This window comes from Pseudoalteromonas sp. SR44-2, from assembly GCF_014163745.1.
In the GTDB taxonomy this organism is placed as follows: Bacteria; Pseudomonadota; Gammaproteobacteria; order Enterobacterales; family Alteromonadaceae; genus Pseudoalteromonas; species Pseudoalteromonas distincta.
The window spans coordinates 17998-35138 of record NZ_JACJDW010000025.1 but is presented as its reverse complement, the minus strand read 5'-3'; the positions used below and the strand labels follow the sequence as shown (position 1 = coordinate 35138).

The following is a 17141-nucleotide window of genomic DNA, read 5'->3' as shown; positions in this document are numbered from 1 at the left end:
ATTAATTAAATTCCTAAAGAAAGTAAATTATAATCGCGGCTCGATTTTAATTAGGGAATTTCATGAAGAACATCATCGTTATTTTTTCATTATTGGCATTATTATGTACTGCCAATTTTGATGCACACGCACGTAAAAAGTTTGGCAGTAGTAAACGCGGACAGACACCTGCAACACAACAAACAGCGCAAAAACAGCAAACAGATACAACAACACCTAAAGCCACATCAAATAAAAAAGGCATTATGGCAGGCGTTTTTGGAGGGCTTTTAGCGGGTGGCTTAATTGCAGCAATGTTAGGCGACGATTTTGAAGGTTTTCAGCTATTAGAAATTATTTTATTAGCTGGCGGACTCTTTATTTTATTTAAGCTAGTAACGGGCTTTTTACGTGCTAATCGTGCCCCACAACTTGCCAGTGCAAGTACAAGTGCTCAGCAAAATGCTTTTAAACAAGCACCTATCGAGCAACCAACAAGTACAGGCTTTGCAAGCAGCGCCCCACAAGGTGAAAGTGTGCCTTTTAATTTACCACCTAACTTTGACGTTAATGGCTTTTTGCAAGGTGCCCGTAGTCATTACCATACGCTACAAACTGCATGGAACAATGCCGATTACACCACAATGGCTGAATACTTAAGCCCTGCACTTGTTGCCGAGTTTAAAGCTGAACGTGAAGCTATACAAAGCGTAGAAACAGAAGTGATGTTTATTGATGCCGAACTTGTGCGCGCAGATACAAACGCGCAATCGTGGCAGGTTAGTGTTCGCTTTAAAGGTAAGTACCGTGATTTAGGCGATAAAAAAGAAGAGCCTATTTTAGAAATCTGGCACTTAGAGCGTCTAATTTCAGACGACGCTCCATGGCTAATAGTGGGTGTTGAAGATTTAATTGATACTCAATAATTTTGTATTGTTTAAAGCACCGCGCTTTTAGCGCGGTGTTTTTTTATTTAAAAAACAATTGATTTACCACGTCCTGATGCTTCAGAAGCGGCATCTAATTGGCCCTCTTTATTAATAATAACGTGTAAGTCACCAAAGTGATTCTCATCTATGGTGTAACCCATTTTTGTAAGCTCTGCTTTTACGCTATCGGTTAAACCTATGTGTGTTCTAATTATATTTTTAGGCCACAGTTGATGATGAAAACGAGGGCTATTTATAACCTGCTCTGCAGTCATATCAAACTCTACCGCATTTAAAATAGATTCGTACACAGAGCTAATAATTGTTGTGCCACCAGGCGAGCCTGTCACCATTTTAACGGTATTGTCTTTAAGGAGTATTGTAGGCGTCATAGAGCTAAGCATACGCTTGTGCGGCTGTATTTCGTTAGCTTTACCGCCTATTGCACCAAACACATTCATAACGCCTGGTTTAGCACTAAAGTCGTCCATTTCATCATTTAAAATAAACCCTGCACCTTCAACAACTACACCGCTACCAAACCCTAAGTTTATTGTGGTGGTATTTGCGACAGCGTTACCCATTTTATCAACGATTGAAAAGTGCGTAGTTTGCTCACTTTCTTTAAGGCCCGGTTTAATATTTTCGGTAGTCGAGATAGCGGTTAATGAAATGCCATTACTTCGCTCTTTGAGGTAGTTAATATTAGTTAATGCGTTGACTGGTACATCAAAAAAGTCAGGATCGCCTAAATACTCCGCTCTATCTGCAAATACACGTTTACCTATTTCAGAAAGTAAGTGTACATATTGAGTAGAGTTATGCGCTAAGCCCGCATCTGGTTTTTGTAACTCATACATTTTAAGCCACTGTAAAATAGCAATACCACCTGAACTCGGCGGTGGCGAGGTAAGTACTTCATAACCATTCCAACTCGCTTTAATAGGTGTACGTGATTTAGCGGTGTAACCTTTTAAATCATCTTGATTAATTATACCGCCATGTTGGTGCATAAATTTAGCAATAATATTTGCAGTTTCGCCTTTATAAAACCCATCTTGTCCGTTATCACGGATACGCTTTAGCGTCGCCGCTAACTCGGGTTGCTTAAATACTTTATTAGCTTTTACATCAGCAAAGTATTTTTCGAAGTTTACATTTATTTTTTGCTCTTTTAGGTGGGCTATATAATTGCTCACACCTTTTGCTAACTTAGGCGGAACTACAAACCCTTGCTCAGCCAACGTTACCGCAGGTTGTACTAATTCTTCCCACTTTAAAGTGCCATGCTTTTGATGGGCAAGCCACATGCCCGCTACACTGCCAGGTACACCGCTTGCGTGAATGCCATATATTGATTTGTTTGCAATAACATTACCTTGCTCATCTAAATACATATCACGATGAGCTGCTGTTGGCGCTGTTTCGCGATAATCTATAAAATCACCCTTGCCATCTTTTTGAATAAGCATAAATCCCCCGCCGCCAATATTGCCGGCTTCAGGAAGTGTTACTGCAAGTACAAATTGTGCCGTAATAGCCGCATCAACAGCATTACCGCCTTGCTCTAATATACTTTTAGCAGCATCGGCACTGAACGAGTCAGGCATTGCTACCGCGCTTTGCGATAAAGGCTGCGCTAAAACGCTAAAAGCAGCGAACTGTAAAACCAGCACACTTTTGACGATTAATTTACTTGGTGCAAAAAACAATCCCATACAACATCCTTAATTTATTATTTTTTAGTTACGCATTCTTATTAATGCACGTCACTTAAGGACAGGTCAATCTTTATACTGTTGATATTTAATCATCTTTAAACATTTTTTGAATAAAGCACCGCAGGTAAGTCGCCTTGCTCGTCTGTATGTGTATAATTTTTTATAAATTGCAGACCTAGCTTTTTCATTATATTTATAGAAGCCGTATTATCTTTTAGTGCCGTTGCACTTATCGCCTTAACGTCATCTTGCTTTATAAGTTCATCACATAATGCTAAAGCCGCCTCGGTTGCATAACCATGCCCCCAACTTGCTTGCTTAAAGCGCCAGCCTATTTCAATATCACTGTAGTTTGGTGCATCAGTAAAAAAGCCCATAGGCCTTATTAATACCCAACCTATAAATGTATTGGTTTGCTTTATAGTGACACTCCACAGCCCCCAGCCTTTAAGCTCATTTCGATATGCGAGCATACGAGGCACTCCCTCATTTTTTATTTGCTCTAAAGAGGTAGGTTCACCTCGTGTTAAATACTGCATTACAGCTGGGTCTTGGTCGAGTTCAAATAATTGAGGCCAATCATGCTCATTCATTAATTTAAAATTTAATCGTTTTGTTACGGGGGCGTTCATTTTCATTGTTGTATAGTCTGCCTCGAATTAATTATCAGTCTCTAAAGGAGATAGCACATGAATAAATTAGCAGGTTTAGCTTTATTAGGCACTTTAATTACATTAACTGGTTGTGAAGATGCCAACGAAGTAAAAGAAGATGCAAAAGATAAAAGCGCACAAATGCAAGAAAAGCTTGGTGATGCATGGAACGACGTTAAAGAGACAACTAACGATCTTAAAAATGACGAGTCTTTAAACGAGCTATTAGAGCAAAGTAAAGCAATGGGCTTAGACATGTACGACGACGGCAAAGAGATTGCGGTTGATGCATGGATTAAAAGCAAAGAAGCTGCTGGCGAGTTAACTGAAAAAACTAAGCAAAAAGCGCAAGAAATTGCAGACGAAATTGAGCAAGCGCGTCAAGAACATAACGAAGGTTAATTGAACTCTCGATAATAAAAAAGGAAAGCCTAGGCTTTCCTTTTTTGTTTTGGGCTATTTAGCCCAGATATACGTTTGCATATAGGGCTTATAAGCTCAAATTAACCTTTGTACTTACTCATAACTAAAGTCGCGTTTGTGCCACCAAAGCCAAAGCTATTAGACATCACAGTATTTAACTCAACGTCACGACGCTCAGTAATAATATCTAAACCTGTCGCTTGCTCATCTAGCTCATCAATATTAATTGAAGGTGCTACAAAGCCGTGCTCTAGCATTAATAATGAGAAAATAGCTTCGTGAACACCTGCAGCACCTAAGGCATGACCCGTCATTGCTTTAGTTGCGCTGATCATTGGTGATTTGCCACCAAACACTTCTTGTATCGCACCTAACTCTTTAACGTCACCTACTGGCGTTGATGTACCATGCGTGTTTAGGTAATCAATACTATCTACATCTTGCATAGCTTGGCGCATACAACGTGCTGCACCTTCGCCAGATGGAGCAACCATGTCGTAGCCATCTGATGTTGCACCGTAGCCAACAATTTCAGCGTAAATGTGCGCGCCACGTGCAAGTGCATGTTCAAGTTCTTCAACTACAACAATACCGCCACCGCCAGAAATAACAAAACCATCGCGATTAGCATCGTATGTACGAGATGCTTTTTCAGGTGTTTCATTGTATTTAGTAGAAAGTGCGCCCATAGCGTCAAATTCCATTGCCAATGTCCAGTGTAGCTCTTCACCACCACCAGCAAACACAACGTCTTGCTTGCCAAGCTGGATTTGCTCTACGGCATTACCAATACAATGCGCAGATGTTGCACACGCAGAGCTAATTGAATAGTTAACACCTTTAATTTTAAATGGTGTTGCTAAACAAGCAGATGTAGTGCTCGCCATAGTGCGTGGCACCATATAAGGCCCTACACGTTTTACGCCTTTTTCACGTAAAATATCAGCAGCTTCTACTTGCCATTTAGACGAACCACCGCCAGAGCCAACAATAATACCCGTGCGCTCATTTGATACTTGGTCGTCAGACAAACCTGAGTCTTCAATTGCTTGCGTCATTGAAATATAAGAGTAAGCAGCAGCATCTCCCATAAAGCGCATTGCTTTGCGGTCAACGTGTGCTTTAACGTCAATATCAATTTTACCCGATACGTTACTACGTAACTTATAATCGGCAAATTCTTGATTAAAAGCGATGCCGCTTTTGCCCGTTTTTAACGATTCTAATACTTCTTCTTTGTTGTTACCTATACTTGATACAACACCGATACCTGTAATTACAGCTCTTCTCATGGGTAATTCCCTTAGCTTAATACTTAATTGCATTCTATTTTACGCGAATTTAATCACCTAAGTGGTCAGCTTTCTAGCGTACACTTGTACTCTGAACTGCTAGCTTATAAATAACGCCAGACTATTTCAAAGAAAACCCGTAAAATAATTAAAAAATATATCTATAAAATTAAAAAATCATGATCAAAAATGCACATATACACTTTAATAATTTAGGTACACCTTTCGCTAATGACTTCGGTGATATTTATTTTTCTAATGACGATGGCTTAGCTGAATCGCATTATGTGTATTATGAGCAAAATAATATAGATGCACGATTACAAAATCATGACCAGCCACATTTTGTTATTGCCGAAACCGGCTTTGGTACAGGTTTAAACTTTTTAAATACATGGCAACGCTTTACTGACCACCTTGCACGTCAACAAGTTCAAAATCAATTAGATAATGGTGTTAAACGCTTACACTTTATTTCATTTGAAAAATATCCACTGCACATAGACGATTTAAACAAAGCACTACAGGCATGGCCATCATTAAGCGCCTTTAGTAACAAATTATCTAAACAATACCCAATTAATTTAGAAGGATGCCACAGACTCGAATTTGACAATGGACTTGTTGTTCTCGATTTATACTTTGGTGATGCACTTGAATCAATACAAGCAATGAGCTATCCGCAAACAGGAATTGTTGACGCTTGGTATTTAGATGGTTTTGCGCCAAGTAAAAACCCCGAAATGTGGCAGCAAAGTTTATTTAATTCTATGGTCAATATATCAAGGGCAAATGCAACCTTATCAACATTTACTTCAGCAGGTTTTGTTCGCCGTGGATTAATTGATGCAGGCTTTAATACTAAAAAAGCCAAAGGCTTTGGCCAAAAAAGAGATATGCTTGTTGGCCAACTAGAGTGCGTAAATGATGCTCAATCAGCTCCTGCATATTTTCATCAAGATAGCAGCGCTTTAAAAAAAGTAGCGGTCATTGGCGGCGGTATAGCCAGTAGCTGCATTTTATATAGTTTGGCTAAACGAGGCATAGCAAGCCAATTATTCTGCCAAGATGAAAAACCTGCTATGGGGGCATCACACAATGTGCAAGGTGCTATTTACCCTCACCTACAAGCAAAAAACTCGCCGCACAGCGAATTGTTTGCACATAGCTTTTTATACGCAAAGCGCCTATATAACAACTTACTTAGCAGTGGTTTTAATTTTGATTACGATTGGTGCGGCGTATTACAACACGCAGTAAAAAAACCACTGGCCGATAAACATGAAAACTTAGCACAAAAACAACTGTGGCCAACCCAGCTAATGCACAACGTAACCGCAGAGCAAGGCGACGAAATAGCCGGCGTAGTAACAGGTTATTCGGGCGTATTTTTTGAACAAGGCGGCTGGGTTAACCCTCCTCAATTAGTAAACGCCATGTTAAGCGCTGCAAATAGCATAAACCCATTTAAAAGCGTATTTAACTGCAATATAAAACAGCTTAAAAAAACTGACAGCGGTTGGTTTTTATTAACGAATGATGAGCAGTTAGGTCCTTTTAGTGATGTAATTCTTTGTGCAGGCGAGCACAGTGATGCATTTGAGCAAACAAAAGCGCTACCAATAGTAGGCGTACGCGGGCAAGTTTCACATATTGAGGCAAGTGAGCAATCACGCAAACTTAAAACAGTGCTATGCCATAAAGGGTATTTTACCCCAGCCTATTTAGATCATCACTGTATGGGTGCCACGTTTGAAAAAAATACCAAAAGCCGTCAAGTTACAGCGCTCGACAACCAATTAAACCAAGAGCAACTACTTAGCTTTTATCAGCAAAGTGAATTTGCCTCACCCCTTGGCAACATTACCTCGGCAAAAGCAGCTGTACGATGCACATTTATAGATCACCTACCAATGGCAGGGCAATGGTGCGAACAAAGTGATTACACTATGGCTTTTGCTAACCTACGTTTAGGTAAACGCTATCAATATGAGCAACTTAATAAGCCACAACAAGGCCTACATATTTTTACCGGCTTTGGCGCACGCGCTTTATGTAGCGCACCGCTAAGTGCAGAACACCTCGTAAGCTGTTTAAATAACGAGCCCCGCCCATTAAGCGAACGTGTAAGCCAAGCTATTCACCCTGCTCGGTTTATAGTACGAGATTTAATTCGTAATAAAATTTAAATGACAAAGGTGCTTATTGAAGTAAAATGAGTACCAATAAATGGAATTTATTATTTAAAGGACTTTAATGAAAACTTTAGCATTTTTAATAATACTGCTATGCACTCTATCGTTTAATGTACTTAGCCAAAACGTCACTGAAATCCCACTTCCTGAAGAGTTTGTTACAACAATGGATGTAGCCGGCGAATACCCAATGGTTCGCACTGGTTATTTAACAGATTCAATTTCTGATATCGCTCGCTTTTATCAGCAAAAATTAGGAGAGCCGTTAAAAACAAGCGGCAATAATACATATCGCACTTTGTTTTATAATTACCAAGAACATAAAGTTCGTATTAGTCTATATCGCCGTAGTTATGTGACCGAAGTGAGTATAATGGTTGAATAAAAAGTTCTAAAAAACACGCCAAAAGCAGCTAATTTTAATGCTCAGTTAAGTATTGAATTTTAATTAAAGTATTTTTTGAAATTAGCTCATTTAAACTCTTTTTTACCCTTTAAAAATTATCCCCTACCCCCAAGGTCTGTTTGTAAGCACATTACTTTTACTATTTATTGGAAGGAGTTAATTATGAGTAAGACCCTAATTATTGGCGCAAGCGGACAAATAGGTAAAATGGCAACTGAGCTACTTTTAAAAAATGAGCAAAATGTTGTGGCATTAGTGCGAGACAAAAACAAGCTAAGTGATTTAAACAGCTCTTTTTTAACTATTGTTGAGCAAGATCTTGAAGGCGATTTTGGCGAAGCAATGAAAGGCTGTGACCAAGTGATTTTTGCTGCAGGTTCTGGCGGAAGTACGGGCGATGATAAAACTGTACTTATTGATTTATGGGCTGCAACTAAAGCAGCTACCTTTGCAAAAGAGCATGGCGTTAAACACTTTATTATGGTCAGCTCAATCGGTGCAGACGACCCAGATTCGATTCAAGGTGATTTAAAACCTTACTTAGTTGCCAAGCACATGGCTGACGAGCACTTAATCAATAGTGGTTTAAATTACACCATTGTTCGCCCTGGTACACTGACTGATGATAGCGCTTCAATGCAAGTAACGACGCAGCGACCAAGTGATCGTTCTGAGGCTAAAATTAGCCGCGAAAACGTAGCCAATGCATTATTACATATTGCGACTAACTCATTTATTAGTAACCGCATTTTTGAGTTATTTGATGGCGACAAACCAATTAAAGCCGCTGTTAAATAAGCTTTAATACCAATTTAATTAAACGTATGAACAATTATTGCAAATTAGTATAGTTCATCGATAAGCCAAAAAATTACAGTGTAGTCGCTCTATATCAGTAACTTTTTGGCGCAATGAATTATTTAATCCGCTTAAGTGATTTATGTTTAATAAAATTAAATTTACTCCACTAAGTAAATTAGTGGAGTAATATTTTAATACCTTGCCAACCGAGTTGTAGCGTTAATAACGTTAAAACGACTCTAAAAATACGCTTAAATTTATCCCCAGACATACTTTTAAGTAATTTAATTCCAAACCAAGTACCTACAGCACCACTTATTACCATAGCAATTACAAGCGGCATCCATTGCCAAAAGCTAAAGCCAACTGCACCATAAATTACCGCTTTTAACAAATGCTGCACACTCATAATGCTCGAAAACGTTGCCGTAAATTTTAACTTTTCGTAATTATTTATATATAAACAGCTACCAACTAATGGCCCGCTCGCTCCCACAAACATAGAAATAAAAGTCGTTATGCCACCGGCGACCATACGACATAACTTAGAGGTTAATTTTACTGGCGGTGTTTTACCCCACAGTAAATAAATAACAAAAATAGCGACCACTAACTTCATAGCATCAAGCGATATATCATCAATAACAAAACTTGATAACCCCGCCCCTACTAAGCCGCCTAACGCAAAATATACAAACATGCTTTTATCAATATGCTTAAAGCTGAGTAATAACCTATTTGCATTAGAGCCAAGCTGTACTAAACCATGCACAGGCACAACAACTGCCATAGGCATAAACGACGCCATAACAACAAGCAACATTAGCCCGCCACCCGCACCAAATGCAGCAGATATAAAAGAAGTAAAGCCAGCGGTGATCATCATTAATAAAAACAAAAATAAAGACATACTGTCGGGAAGTAAAAAGTCCATAAAACTCCACTGCCTATTTAGATACTTTAAAGTCGCAGTATTTTAAACAATAAAAGGTACAACATACACTTATAGCAAGCGTTATAAGCCTCTATTTCAGGCAATGTATTATGTTGCGTTGTTTTTGCACTTTGTTTGCACATTTAACAAATATTATACATTCAACTTCATTACCGGATATTTTTGATGAGAAGATTTAACGCACCAATTTTAGCACCGCTTGCAGTGTGCATACTTGCATTGGGCTTAGCTGCCTGTAACGGTAGCGATACTCAAAGTACCGTCGTAACTGAAACAACCACCGATGAGGGCACTACAACAGATACTTCAACCGATTTTGTTGTAGAAGTTGACCCTTTTAACTTTGAAAGCGATGCGCTCATTTCATCAATTACCACTCAAACATGTACGCTAAGTAATGGCGATGAAGCTTCATGCTACAAAATTGATATTGCCGGTGCGCCTTCAAATTACGAGATTGGTGTATTTTGCCCTAGAAATATCACATCAACAGCAGACGAAGCCGGTATTTGGTTTGATGGCACCGGTGAGGTTTACGATATAACTGGCGACTTTATTTTAAATCTACCAACATTATATAACGATAGCCATTGGCAGCTATACGACGAAGGTACAGGCCTTGTAAATGTAACCGACACACAAGAATCGTGTGATGGCGCTGCACGTCCAAACGTAGAGGAGCAATACCAAAACCACTGCGTAGAATGCTCTATTGATTATGTTGATGGCGGTATATCAGAATCATTTTTAATACCAATAACGCCTGTTGCAACCACTCAAAATAGCAGTATTGGTAACGCTAATGTGGGTGTTGCTCTCAATGGTGTTGTACTTGCTGCACCCGCCCCTGTTGAGGCTATTTTAGGCGCATACACTATTGCAGCCTTTGATGATTGCGCAGGGCATATTAACTTAGTAGCAGGTTATCACTACCACGGTGAAGCAGGTTGTAGCCAAACACAAATCCAATCAGACGGTCATGCCGCCATGATGGGTTATGCACTCGATGGATTTGGTATATTTGGCATGCTTAACGAAGATGGATTAGAACCCACTGATTTAGACGAATGTAGAGGCCACACCGACGATACACGCGGATACCACTACCATGCAGCCGATGTATCTGAAAACATGTTTATTGGTTGTTTTAAAGGTGCTACCGCAAGATAACTCGCATTCTGGCCAAATAATTAACTGAGATACTAATGAAAATATTTAACGTAATAAAAGCACTAACCACTGGCTTTTTACTTGCTACCTCATGCTCAGCGCTAAGTCATGCAGGCCACGGTTCAAACGCGCCTTGGGAAGCATGTGAAGAAAAAGCCATTAATGAAGATTGCAGCTACACAAGCCATGATAAAAAAGCGACAGGCACATGCCAAGCAATGAACAAAGTACTTATGTGCGTTCGAAATAAACCACTTGAAACATTAATAGACAAAGCAACCCAACCAGCAAGTGATCAAAAGCAATCTATAAAATCACTCGCTAAACGATAAAGTAACAGCTACACGCCAAAGCCTTAACGCTGTTTGTTAAGGCTTTTTTAATCGCAAATCATTAGAAAGCATACCCTTTATCTGTTAAGTTAACTTTGTGTATCAAATAATAAAAATAAAATTCCAAAAATGGAATTACACAAGCAAGGTACTAACGTGAGCGCCACATTTAAAATTGTTTTTAATGGTCAGTTATATCAAAATACTGACATTACCTCTGCCCAAGAAAAACTTAGCCAACTTCTTAATATTCCTCATAATATAGTTGTTCAGTTATTTGATGGAAAAGCTTACGCTTTAAAAAAAGACTTATCGAGTATTGATGCTGTTAAAACAGAATCCTCACTAAAAAAGCTAGGTTTGATTACTAAAGTAGAACCTCAACTCTCTACTGTAAGCTCTCAGTCTCAAAATAATCAAATAGCACTCACTGAGCACAGTAAAAATACAGATAAACACATTAGTGAAAGCACTAACGGCAAAAATATCTCAATACAAAACGAACGCCTAGATACAGACGAAGCCCCAAATACAGCTGCAGCTATTAAGCAAAGTTATAATAAATATAAACTACTGCGTAACACTTTAAAAAGCGCATTGTACTTTTGCTATTGCGCACTTTGTATTATTACCATAATAGGCGTAGTGATCAGTGTTAATGCACTTAAAAATAACTTTGGCACTCTAAATAATGGAACCACAAATAACACAACTACAAACAGCTTAAGTTACCAAAACTATAAACAATATTTGATTGATCAAAATAGCCTAAATAAACCAACACAAAAAGTAACAAACGAGCAAACAGCTAACCCTACACAGCAAAAAAGTAATGAGTACTTTAGTCGCTTTTCATCGCTAATAAATAGCTACGCGCAAAGTACAGGACAAGCTGATATAAAAGCGATGGGGGGCAATAAATTACAACAGCACCTGCAAGAAATAGATGACCTAGGCCCTAAAAATGAATTTTGGCAGCAACTGATACAACTTTCAAAAAGCTTAGATAACGATAAGCACGCAATAGGGATGCTAAACAATACTGACCCCGCCAAAGTACAATGGATAAACGCGGTAGATTGGATCAGCCAAAGCTATATTAGGCAATATCAAAACTCGCAAACTATAAATAACTCTCCTGTCGCTACCTATGAGCTAAGTAACCCCATACTTAACCTAACGTTGTTAATAAGTATGCTGTCATTATTTAGCCTGCTTGTGATTGCAATAAAAATAAAGCTACGTGCTATAAGACATTCTTAAACTTTATTTTTACTTTATAAATTTCATAAAAAAACCCGCAAATTTGGATTAACAAATTTGCGGGTTTCTTATGGTTTTCGAATAACGAGTTCAAAAACCTTTATTGGTGGAGCTGGGGGGATTTGAACCCCCGTCCGAAAAGCCTCGACCGTCGGTACTACATGTTTAGTATTGTCATTTAATTAACCTTTAAGTCCCGGACAAACACGGTAAATAAAGGCGAGGCCGCTTAGTTTTAACGCTTCAACCCCGGCCAGGGTTTCCGTCGCGATCAGGTGTTAGGGTGACACTCCAAAATCCAGTCCACAAGAATACATGGAAGGAGCGCTAGCCAGCCTAAGCTGCTAGAGAGTAGTTATCGTCGTTTGCGATTACTTTAGGTTGCGGCTGTTTAACGAGGCAAACCGCACCTCGACATGCACCTTGGGCTTCTTGAATTCCGTCGAATCCTAATCAGCCCCTGAATTAGTAACTCAATCCAGAGCGTGCAAACAGTATAACTGAGTAAAGTACTGATACTCAAGGCCTAGTAACGCTTTATTTTAATTGCGTGCACTAACCGAGCATTAAGTAACCAAAATTTAGTTTATGCAAGCCCATCTAAACATTTGCTTAACAATGTGTTTAACCTGTGTTCAAATAAGGAGTTAAGGTTTTTGTCATTTCTAAACCTTTAGTTGTAAAAAAAAATAATAACAGGCATAGAGTAGGGAATTAATAAATGTCGGTTTTTTCATTTGATCAAAATACAGGGTTTGTCTCTTTAGTTAGTCACCCTATTGATAGTGGCTTTCCTGTTACGAGTACTCAGCTTACGCAAATGCTCGAACAATCTGAGTTTAGTGAGTACGAAGCTGTCATTCCCAATATTGGAAAGCTTTTTGCGCCAACTAAAAACTATCAGGAAGTATCACTTGTCGTTGCTAAAGCGGTAGATGCGTCGCTTGTCATTAATATTGATGAAAAAAACATGGTCGCAGAAGCAACATTAACTACCGCTAAAGGTGGTGCGCTTTTGTCTATGGAAGGTGCACAAAAAGCGCTTGCTAATGCAGGTGTTAAAAAAGGAATAAGCCCACGCGCGCTTGATACCTTTTTAGGCCAGCAATTTGAAAAACCAGCAGGAAGCTCTTATAGCGCCATAATTGCACATGGGCGTAATCCTAAAAAAGGCAGCGATGCTAAATTTGTGCGTTTATGCTCAACAGCCCAAGACCGTGTGCTTAGCCCACAAGCTAAAGAAGGCGGTAAGGTTGATATGAAAAATCTTGGCGCTATTATCACCGTAAAACCTGGTACTCCCTTAATGCAGCGTATTGCCGCTACCCCTGGAGAAGATGGCTATACGGTATTTGGCGATTCAATTAGTGCAAAACCAGGTACAGATCACCAACTCCAGCCTTTCGAAGGTACAAAAGTAGATCCTAATAATCCTAATATGCTTATTGCCGACTGCAAAGGTGTGCCCGTTGCCCTACCCCGAGGTATGCGTGTAGATGACGTTTTATGCTTTGATAATGTAGATGTAAGTACAGGCCACGTTGATTTTGATGGTAGCGTAATTATTACTGGCGATATTAAAGACGGCATGCGTGTAAAAGCCAATGGTGATATTACGGTACTGGGTTTTGTAGAATCAGGAGCTGTTGAAAGTAAAAGTGCGGTAACCATTATGCTTGGCGCAATTGGTAGAAAACGTGAAGGCGAGGAAGCATTTACATGCTCTATAACCGCTCAACGAACTATTTCTATTGGTTATGCTCAGTACTGCAATATTAAATCAGAACAAGATTTATTTATTGAACGCCAAGCTCTACATTGTGATTTAAGCGCTAGGCGATTAATACGTGTAGGCAAAGCAAATGATCCGCGAGGTAAAATTATTGGCGGTAACATTTTAGATGCTATGCGCATTGAAACGGGTGAGCTAGGCGCGCCAGCCGGTACTAAAACACGCGTATTTTTAGCACAACTCTGGTTTGAGCTTCGCCAAAAGCAAACACAAATAACCGATTTTGAAAAAGTACTTGCGACTAAAGTAACCGCTTTACAACAGGCTCGTGAAAAAGCGAGTAAAATTGCGGGGGCTGCTCAGCGTCAGCAATTCATGAATAAGATAACTGAAAATGAAAAGCATATAAAAATACGCTCTGCGCATATTCATCGTCAAAAACTACTTATTAAGCAAAAAATAGTGCAATTACTTGCCAGTAGTCGTTTAAAAGTAAATGAATTAATGCACCCTGGTGTGGAGCTTAAAATAGCGAAAGATTCTAAACAATTTTCGCGTATTTACCCGCCCCACCTAGTTAAGCTAACTGAGGGTAAAATTACTCAGACGTTTTAGTTTCTTCGTTATTTTGTGTCTCAGTTTCAACTTCGGCATTAGCGTCGCAATCGTCGGTTGGCGCTAATGGCCAACCACCTAATTGCTGCCAGCGATTTACTATTAAACAATAAAGCTCAGCTGTACGTTCTGTGTCGTAAAGCGCTGAGTGTGCTTGGCTGTTATCAAACTCGATACCTGCCGCTCTACATGCTTTTGCTAATACAGTCTGCCCTAACGCTAAACCCGCTAAAGATGTTGTATCAAAGCTTACAAATGGATGAAATGGCGTACGCTTAATGTTATTACGCTCTATTGCTGCATTTAAAAAGCCATGATCGAATGCGGCATTATGCGCCACAATAACTGAGCGTTGGCACCCAGCGGCCTTTTGCGCTTTGCGTACTACTTTACATATTTCTTTAATTACTTCGTCTTCAGGTACTGCGCCACGTAATGGTGAAAACGGGTCTATACCGTTAAAGTCGATGGCTGCTTGTTCAATATTAGCGCCTTCGAATGGCTGAACATGAAAATGAACAGTATGATCTATGCTGAGCAGTCCTTCGTCATCCATTTTTAAAACAGAAGCTGCTATTTCTAACAAGGCATCTGTCTCTTTGTTAAAACCAGCAGTTTCAACATCAATAACAACAGGAAAAAATCCACGAAAGCGTTTTGCGAAAGGTGTTTGCTCAGTATTTGCCATAGTCTTCTTTGTTTATACGTGTAAGCTGACTATTATGTCAAAATTGATGCCCCCTAGGCTAGGGGATTTAAGTATTTATTGCTTTAAAATTGTAGGCACATAACTTGCTTTAACTTGTAAGTTAGTTACGTAGAGAACAAACTAATCATTGCAGTCGTTAATTTGCCAAATTATTGTCATTCCCGGATAGCTGGAGAGCACCATGAAGTATAAGTTGTTATTTATTAGCCTTAGTATAAGTGCAGTGCTTTACAGTACTCACTCGCAAGCTGCTATGCGCCAATATACAGCAACCCAAGACAACTCCAACTGGGAAGTCGTTAAAACAACGCGCTTACAATGCCAATTAAATCATGAGGTTCCTTATTATGGGGAAGCTATTTTTAAAGCTTCAGCAAGTAAAAATAAAAACTTAACGTTTAATTTAGATATGGTTGTACGCCCAGATAACTACGCAATTGCTGGTTTAAAAGCCGTGCCACCGTCTTGGCGTGCAGGCTTACCGGCTCGCGATATTGCAAATATGAAATTACTTAAAAAGTTTGATGGCGAGCTGGGCAATAAAACCGCATGGGAGATGCTTAGCGAGCTTGAAAAAGGCTACTACCCTACTTTTTATTATCAAGACTGGCAAAACAGTGCCGATAAAATTGCCGTTGGTATATCGAGCGTAAACTTTAAACAAGCTTACTGGGCTTTTTTACAATGCCGTGATGAGCTACTCCCTTACAGCTTTGAAGATATTTCGTTTACTGTAATGAACTATCAATCTAACAGCAGTAAATTAACTAAATCGTCGCAACAACGCCTTGATAAGATTGCTGAGTATTTAAAAAATGATGCAAGCATAGAGTCCATTAGTATTGACTCATACACTGATAGCTATGGCGGCCGCTGGAATAACTTAGATTTATCGCGCAAGCGCGCCAAAACTATAAAAGATTATATGGTGAGCTTGGGTGTCGATGAAGCAAAAGTGCAAACCACCGGTTTAGGCGAAAAACGCTTTGTTGATAATAACGATAACATTTTAGGCCGAGACAAAAACCGTCGTTTAATTATTCAAATAGAGAAAATGTAGTAAAACTAATTTGTGTTTACTCTCTTTCGCTTTAAAAATTTATCACCAAATTGGAAAAAACCTAGGCTAATTAAAATAATAACCGCACCAATGATTAGCTCTTGGCTTAATGGCTCATTGTTTAGCCAAGCTCCTAAGCCTAACGCAAAGCTAGGGGTTATGAGCGTAGTAAGTGATACCGTACTCGCATTTAGGTTTTGCAGTACATGAAAATACGCCAAAGCCCCAACTAAAGATCCAAACACACCTAGATAACCAATTGCCCACAATGATTTTGCACTCCAGTTTTGTATATGCAACTGACCATCTAATAACCACCAAGCAATAAAAAAGAGTGGGGTTACAAAAACTAAGGCACCAAATGTTGTCGCCATAGGGTGAATCGCAATTTGTACGCGCTTAATCATCACACCACTTAAGCTAAAAAAGCAAACAGCCATAAACACATAAAGTAACCCGAGCCCTTGAGTTTGCGAGTTTTGTACTTGGTTATAACTAACAAAATATAAGCCGATTAGGGCGCACGCTAACGCCACTAATTTAATCGGGCTAAATTTAGGTTCATTTAGTAATTGCTGAGCAAGCAACCCTGACAAAATAGGTGCAAGGCCAAACATAAGCGAAATAATACCCGAAGGGACTGTTTTAGCTGCCATATAGCTCAGTAACATACCGCCAAAAATACCTATACTCGAATAAAAATAAAGTAAGCACGCATTCTTGCTCCAAGGTACTCTAATGTTTGTTATGGCAACAATTAAACCACCTAAAAACAACCCCACCAGCATACGCATTAATATAGCAAGCGTTGGCGATACTGTTTCACTACTCCACACTATACCCAGTGGTGTAGTGGACCATATAAGAACCATTAAAAAATACGATACTTTTACCGGCACATGCCAA

16 protein-coding genes and 1 other RNA gene are annotated in these 17141 nt (G+C 39.3%); 10 read left to right on the top strand and 7 right to left on the bottom strand.

The window, feature by feature from the left end:
• The first annotated feature begins 62 nt into the window (after positions 1–62).
• A complete protein-coding gene (locus H5115_RS14760; protein WP_182756051.1) occupies positions 63–905 on the top strand; it encodes a Tim44 domain-containing protein in 843 nt (280 codons plus the stop codon).
• Between the two features lie 47 nt (positions 906–952).
• Here the strand turns inward: H5115_RS14760 and ggt are convergent, their stop codons facing one another.
• Together ggt and H5115_RS14750 are read right to left on the bottom strand one after the other, a co-directional pair.
• Positions 953–2626, bottom strand: coding sequence for a gamma-glutamyltransferase (ggt, locus tag H5115_RS14755; RefSeq protein WP_182756049.1), 1674 nt, complete (start codon positions 2624–2626; stop codon positions 953–955).
• A gap of 98 nt (positions 2627–2724) precedes the next feature.
• Positions 2725–3267 (bottom strand): GNAT family N-acetyltransferase, encoded by a 543-nt coding sequence (locus H5115_RS14750; RefSeq protein ID WP_182756048.1) that lies wholly within the window; start codon positions 3265–3267, stop codon positions 2725–2727.
• Between the two features lie 51 nt (positions 3268–3318).
• Here H5115_RS14750 and H5115_RS14745 point away from each other — a divergent pair, with 51 nt between their 5' ends.
• On the top strand, positions 3319–3684 hold the full coding sequence (locus tag H5115_RS14745) for a hypothetical protein (protein ID WP_024596750.1): 366 nt from the start codon (positions 3319–3321) through the stop codon (positions 3682–3684).
• A 101-nt stretch (positions 3685–3785) separates the two neighbouring features.
• On the opposite strand, the gene fabB is transcribed toward H5115_RS14745, so the two are convergent.
• Positions 3786–4997 (bottom strand): beta-ketoacyl-ACP synthase I, encoded by a 1212-nt coding sequence (gene fabB / locus H5115_RS14740; protein WP_182195330.1) that lies wholly within the window; start codon positions 4995–4997, stop codon positions 3786–3788.
• Between the two features lie 179 nt (positions 4998–5176).
• Here fabB and mnmC point away from each other — a divergent pair, with 179 nt between their 5' ends.
• The 3 genes from mnmC (at position 5177) to H5115_RS14725 (ending at position 8396) form a co-directional block, all read left to right on the top strand.
• Positions 5177–7186 (top strand): bifunctional tRNA (5-methylaminomethyl-2-thiouridine)(34)-methyltransferase MnmD/FAD-dependent 5-carboxymethylaminomethyl-2-thiouridine(34) oxidoreductase MnmC, encoded by a 2010-nt coding sequence (mnmC, locus tag H5115_RS14735; protein WP_182756046.1) that lies wholly within the window; start codon positions 5177–5179, stop codon positions 7184–7186.
• A 67-nt stretch (positions 7187–7253) separates the two neighbouring features.
• Positions 7254–7577 carry a hypothetical protein gene (locus H5115_RS14730; protein ID WP_024596752.1) on the top strand — a complete coding sequence of 108 codons (324 nt, stop codon included), beginning with the start codon at positions 7254–7256 and terminating at the stop codon, positions 7575–7577.
• 183 nt (positions 7578–7760) lie between these two features.
• The gene (locus H5115_RS14725) at positions 7761–8396 is read left to right on the top strand and encodes an NAD(P)-binding oxidoreductase (RefSeq protein ID WP_182756044.1); all 636 of its coding nucleotides are present in this window, start codon (positions 7761–7763) and stop codon (positions 8394–8396) included.
• Positions 8397–8574: 178 nt separating this feature from the next.
• Here H5115_RS14725 and H5115_RS14720 read toward each other — a convergent pair whose 3' ends face one another.
• A complete protein-coding gene (locus tag H5115_RS14720) occupies positions 8575–9333 on the bottom strand; it encodes a sulfite exporter TauE/SafE family protein (protein ID WP_182756042.1) in 759 nt (252 codons plus the stop codon).
• A 186-nt stretch (positions 9334–9519) separates the two neighbouring features.
• Between H5115_RS14720 and H5115_RS14715 the strand changes: the two genes are divergently transcribed.
• From H5115_RS14715 to H5115_RS14705, 3 genes are all read left to right on the top strand, one after another.
• Positions 9520–10524, top strand: a complete 1005-nt coding sequence (locus H5115_RS14715; RefSeq protein ID WP_182756040.1) for a YHYH protein — start codon at positions 9520–9522, stop codon at positions 10522–10524.
• A gap of 35 nt (positions 10525–10559) precedes the next feature.
• Positions 10560–10856 carry a hypothetical protein gene (locus tag H5115_RS14710; RefSeq protein ID WP_182756038.1) on the top strand — a complete coding sequence of 99 codons (297 nt, stop codon included), beginning with the start codon at positions 10560–10562 and terminating at the stop codon, positions 10854–10856.
• Between the two features lie 156 nt (positions 10857–11012).
• Entirely contained in the window at positions 11013–12119 is a 1107-nt protein-coding gene (locus H5115_RS14705) for a hypothetical protein (protein ID WP_310736290.1), read from the top strand.
• A gap of 104 nt (positions 12120–12223) precedes the next feature.
• Here the strand turns inward: H5115_RS14705 and ssrA are convergent.
• Positions 12224–12580, bottom strand: a transfer-messenger RNA (tmRNA) gene (gene ssrA, locus H5115_RS14700).
• Positions 12581–12840: 260 nt separating this feature from the next.
• Here ssrA and H5115_RS14695 point away from each other — a divergent pair.
• Positions 12841–14466 carry a DUF342 domain-containing protein gene (locus tag H5115_RS14695; RefSeq protein ID WP_182756035.1) on the top strand — a complete coding sequence of 542 codons (1626 nt, stop codon included), beginning with the start codon at positions 12841–12843 and terminating at the stop codon, positions 14464–14466.
• Here the strand turns inward: H5115_RS14695 and rnt are convergent.
• Positions 14450–15154, bottom strand: a complete 705-nt coding sequence (rnt, locus tag H5115_RS14690; protein ID WP_165744211.1) for a ribonuclease T — start codon at positions 15152–15154, stop codon at positions 14450–14452. The two genes, H5115_RS14695 and rnt, sit on opposite strands and share 17 nt — an antisense overlap.
• A 202-nt stretch (positions 15155–15356) precedes the next feature.
• Here rnt and H5115_RS14685 point away from each other — a divergent pair, with 202 nt between their 5' ends.
• The gene (locus tag H5115_RS14685) at positions 15357–16235 is read left to right on the top strand and encodes an OmpA family protein (RefSeq protein WP_002961265.1); all 879 of its coding nucleotides are present in this window, start codon (positions 15357–15359) and stop codon (positions 16233–16235) included.
• Between the two features lie 5 nt (positions 16236–16240).
• Here the strand turns inward: H5115_RS14685 and H5115_RS14680 are convergent, their stop codons facing one another.
• On the bottom strand, positions 16241–17134 hold the full coding sequence (locus H5115_RS14680) for a DMT family transporter (RefSeq protein ID WP_182756033.1): 894 nt from the start codon (positions 17132–17134) through the stop codon (positions 16241–16243).
• Between the last annotated feature and the right edge of the window lie 7 nt (positions 17135–17141).

Bases quoted from the DNA above. Each gene is read 5' to 3' on its own strand.
- H5115_RS14760 (WP_182756051.1), top strand. From the start codon at position 63: ATGAAGAACATCATCGTTATTTTTTCATTATTGGCATTATTATGTACT.
- ggt (WP_182756049.1), bottom strand. From the start codon at position 2,626: ATGGGATTGTTTTTTGCACCAAGTAAATTAATCGTCAAAAGTGTGCTG.
- H5115_RS14750 (WP_182756048.1), bottom strand. From the start codon at position 3,267: ATGAAAATGAACGCCCCCGTAACAAAACGATTAAATTTTAAATTAATG.
- H5115_RS14745 (WP_024596750.1), top strand. From the start codon at position 3,319: ATGAATAAATTAGCAGGTTTAGCTTTATTAGGCACTTTAATTACATTA.
- fabB (WP_182195330.1), bottom strand. From the start codon at position 4,997: ATGAGAAGAGCTGTAATTACAGGTATCGGTGTTGTATCAAGTATAGGT.
- mnmC (WP_182756046.1), top strand. From the start codon at position 5,177: ATGATCAAAAATGCACATATACACTTTAATAATTTAGGTACACCTTTC.
- H5115_RS14730 (WP_024596752.1), top strand. From the start codon at position 7,254: ATGAAAACTTTAGCATTTTTAATAATACTGCTATGCACTCTATCGTTT.
- H5115_RS14725 (WP_182756044.1), top strand. From the start codon at position 7,761: ATGAGTAAGACCCTAATTATTGGCGCAAGCGGACAAATAGGTAAAATG.
- H5115_RS14720 (WP_182756042.1), bottom strand. From the start codon at position 9,333: ATGGACTTTTTACTTCCCGACAGTATGTCTTTATTTTTGTTTTTATTA.
- H5115_RS14715 (WP_182756040.1), top strand. From the start codon at position 9,520: ATGAGAAGATTTAACGCACCAATTTTAGCACCGCTTGCAGTGTGCATA.
- H5115_RS14710 (WP_182756038.1), top strand. From the start codon at position 10,560: ATGAAAATATTTAACGTAATAAAAGCACTAACCACTGGCTTTTTACTT.
- H5115_RS14695 (WP_182756035.1), top strand. From the start codon at position 12,841: ATGTCGGTTTTTTCATTTGATCAAAATACAGGGTTTGTCTCTTTAGTT.
- rnt (WP_165744211.1), bottom strand. From the start codon at position 15,154: ATGGCAAATACTGAGCAAACACCTTTCGCAAAACGCTTTCGTGGATTT.
- H5115_RS14685 (WP_002961265.1), top strand. From the start codon at position 15,357: ATGAAGTATAAGTTGTTATTTATTAGCCTTAGTATAAGTGCAGTGCTT.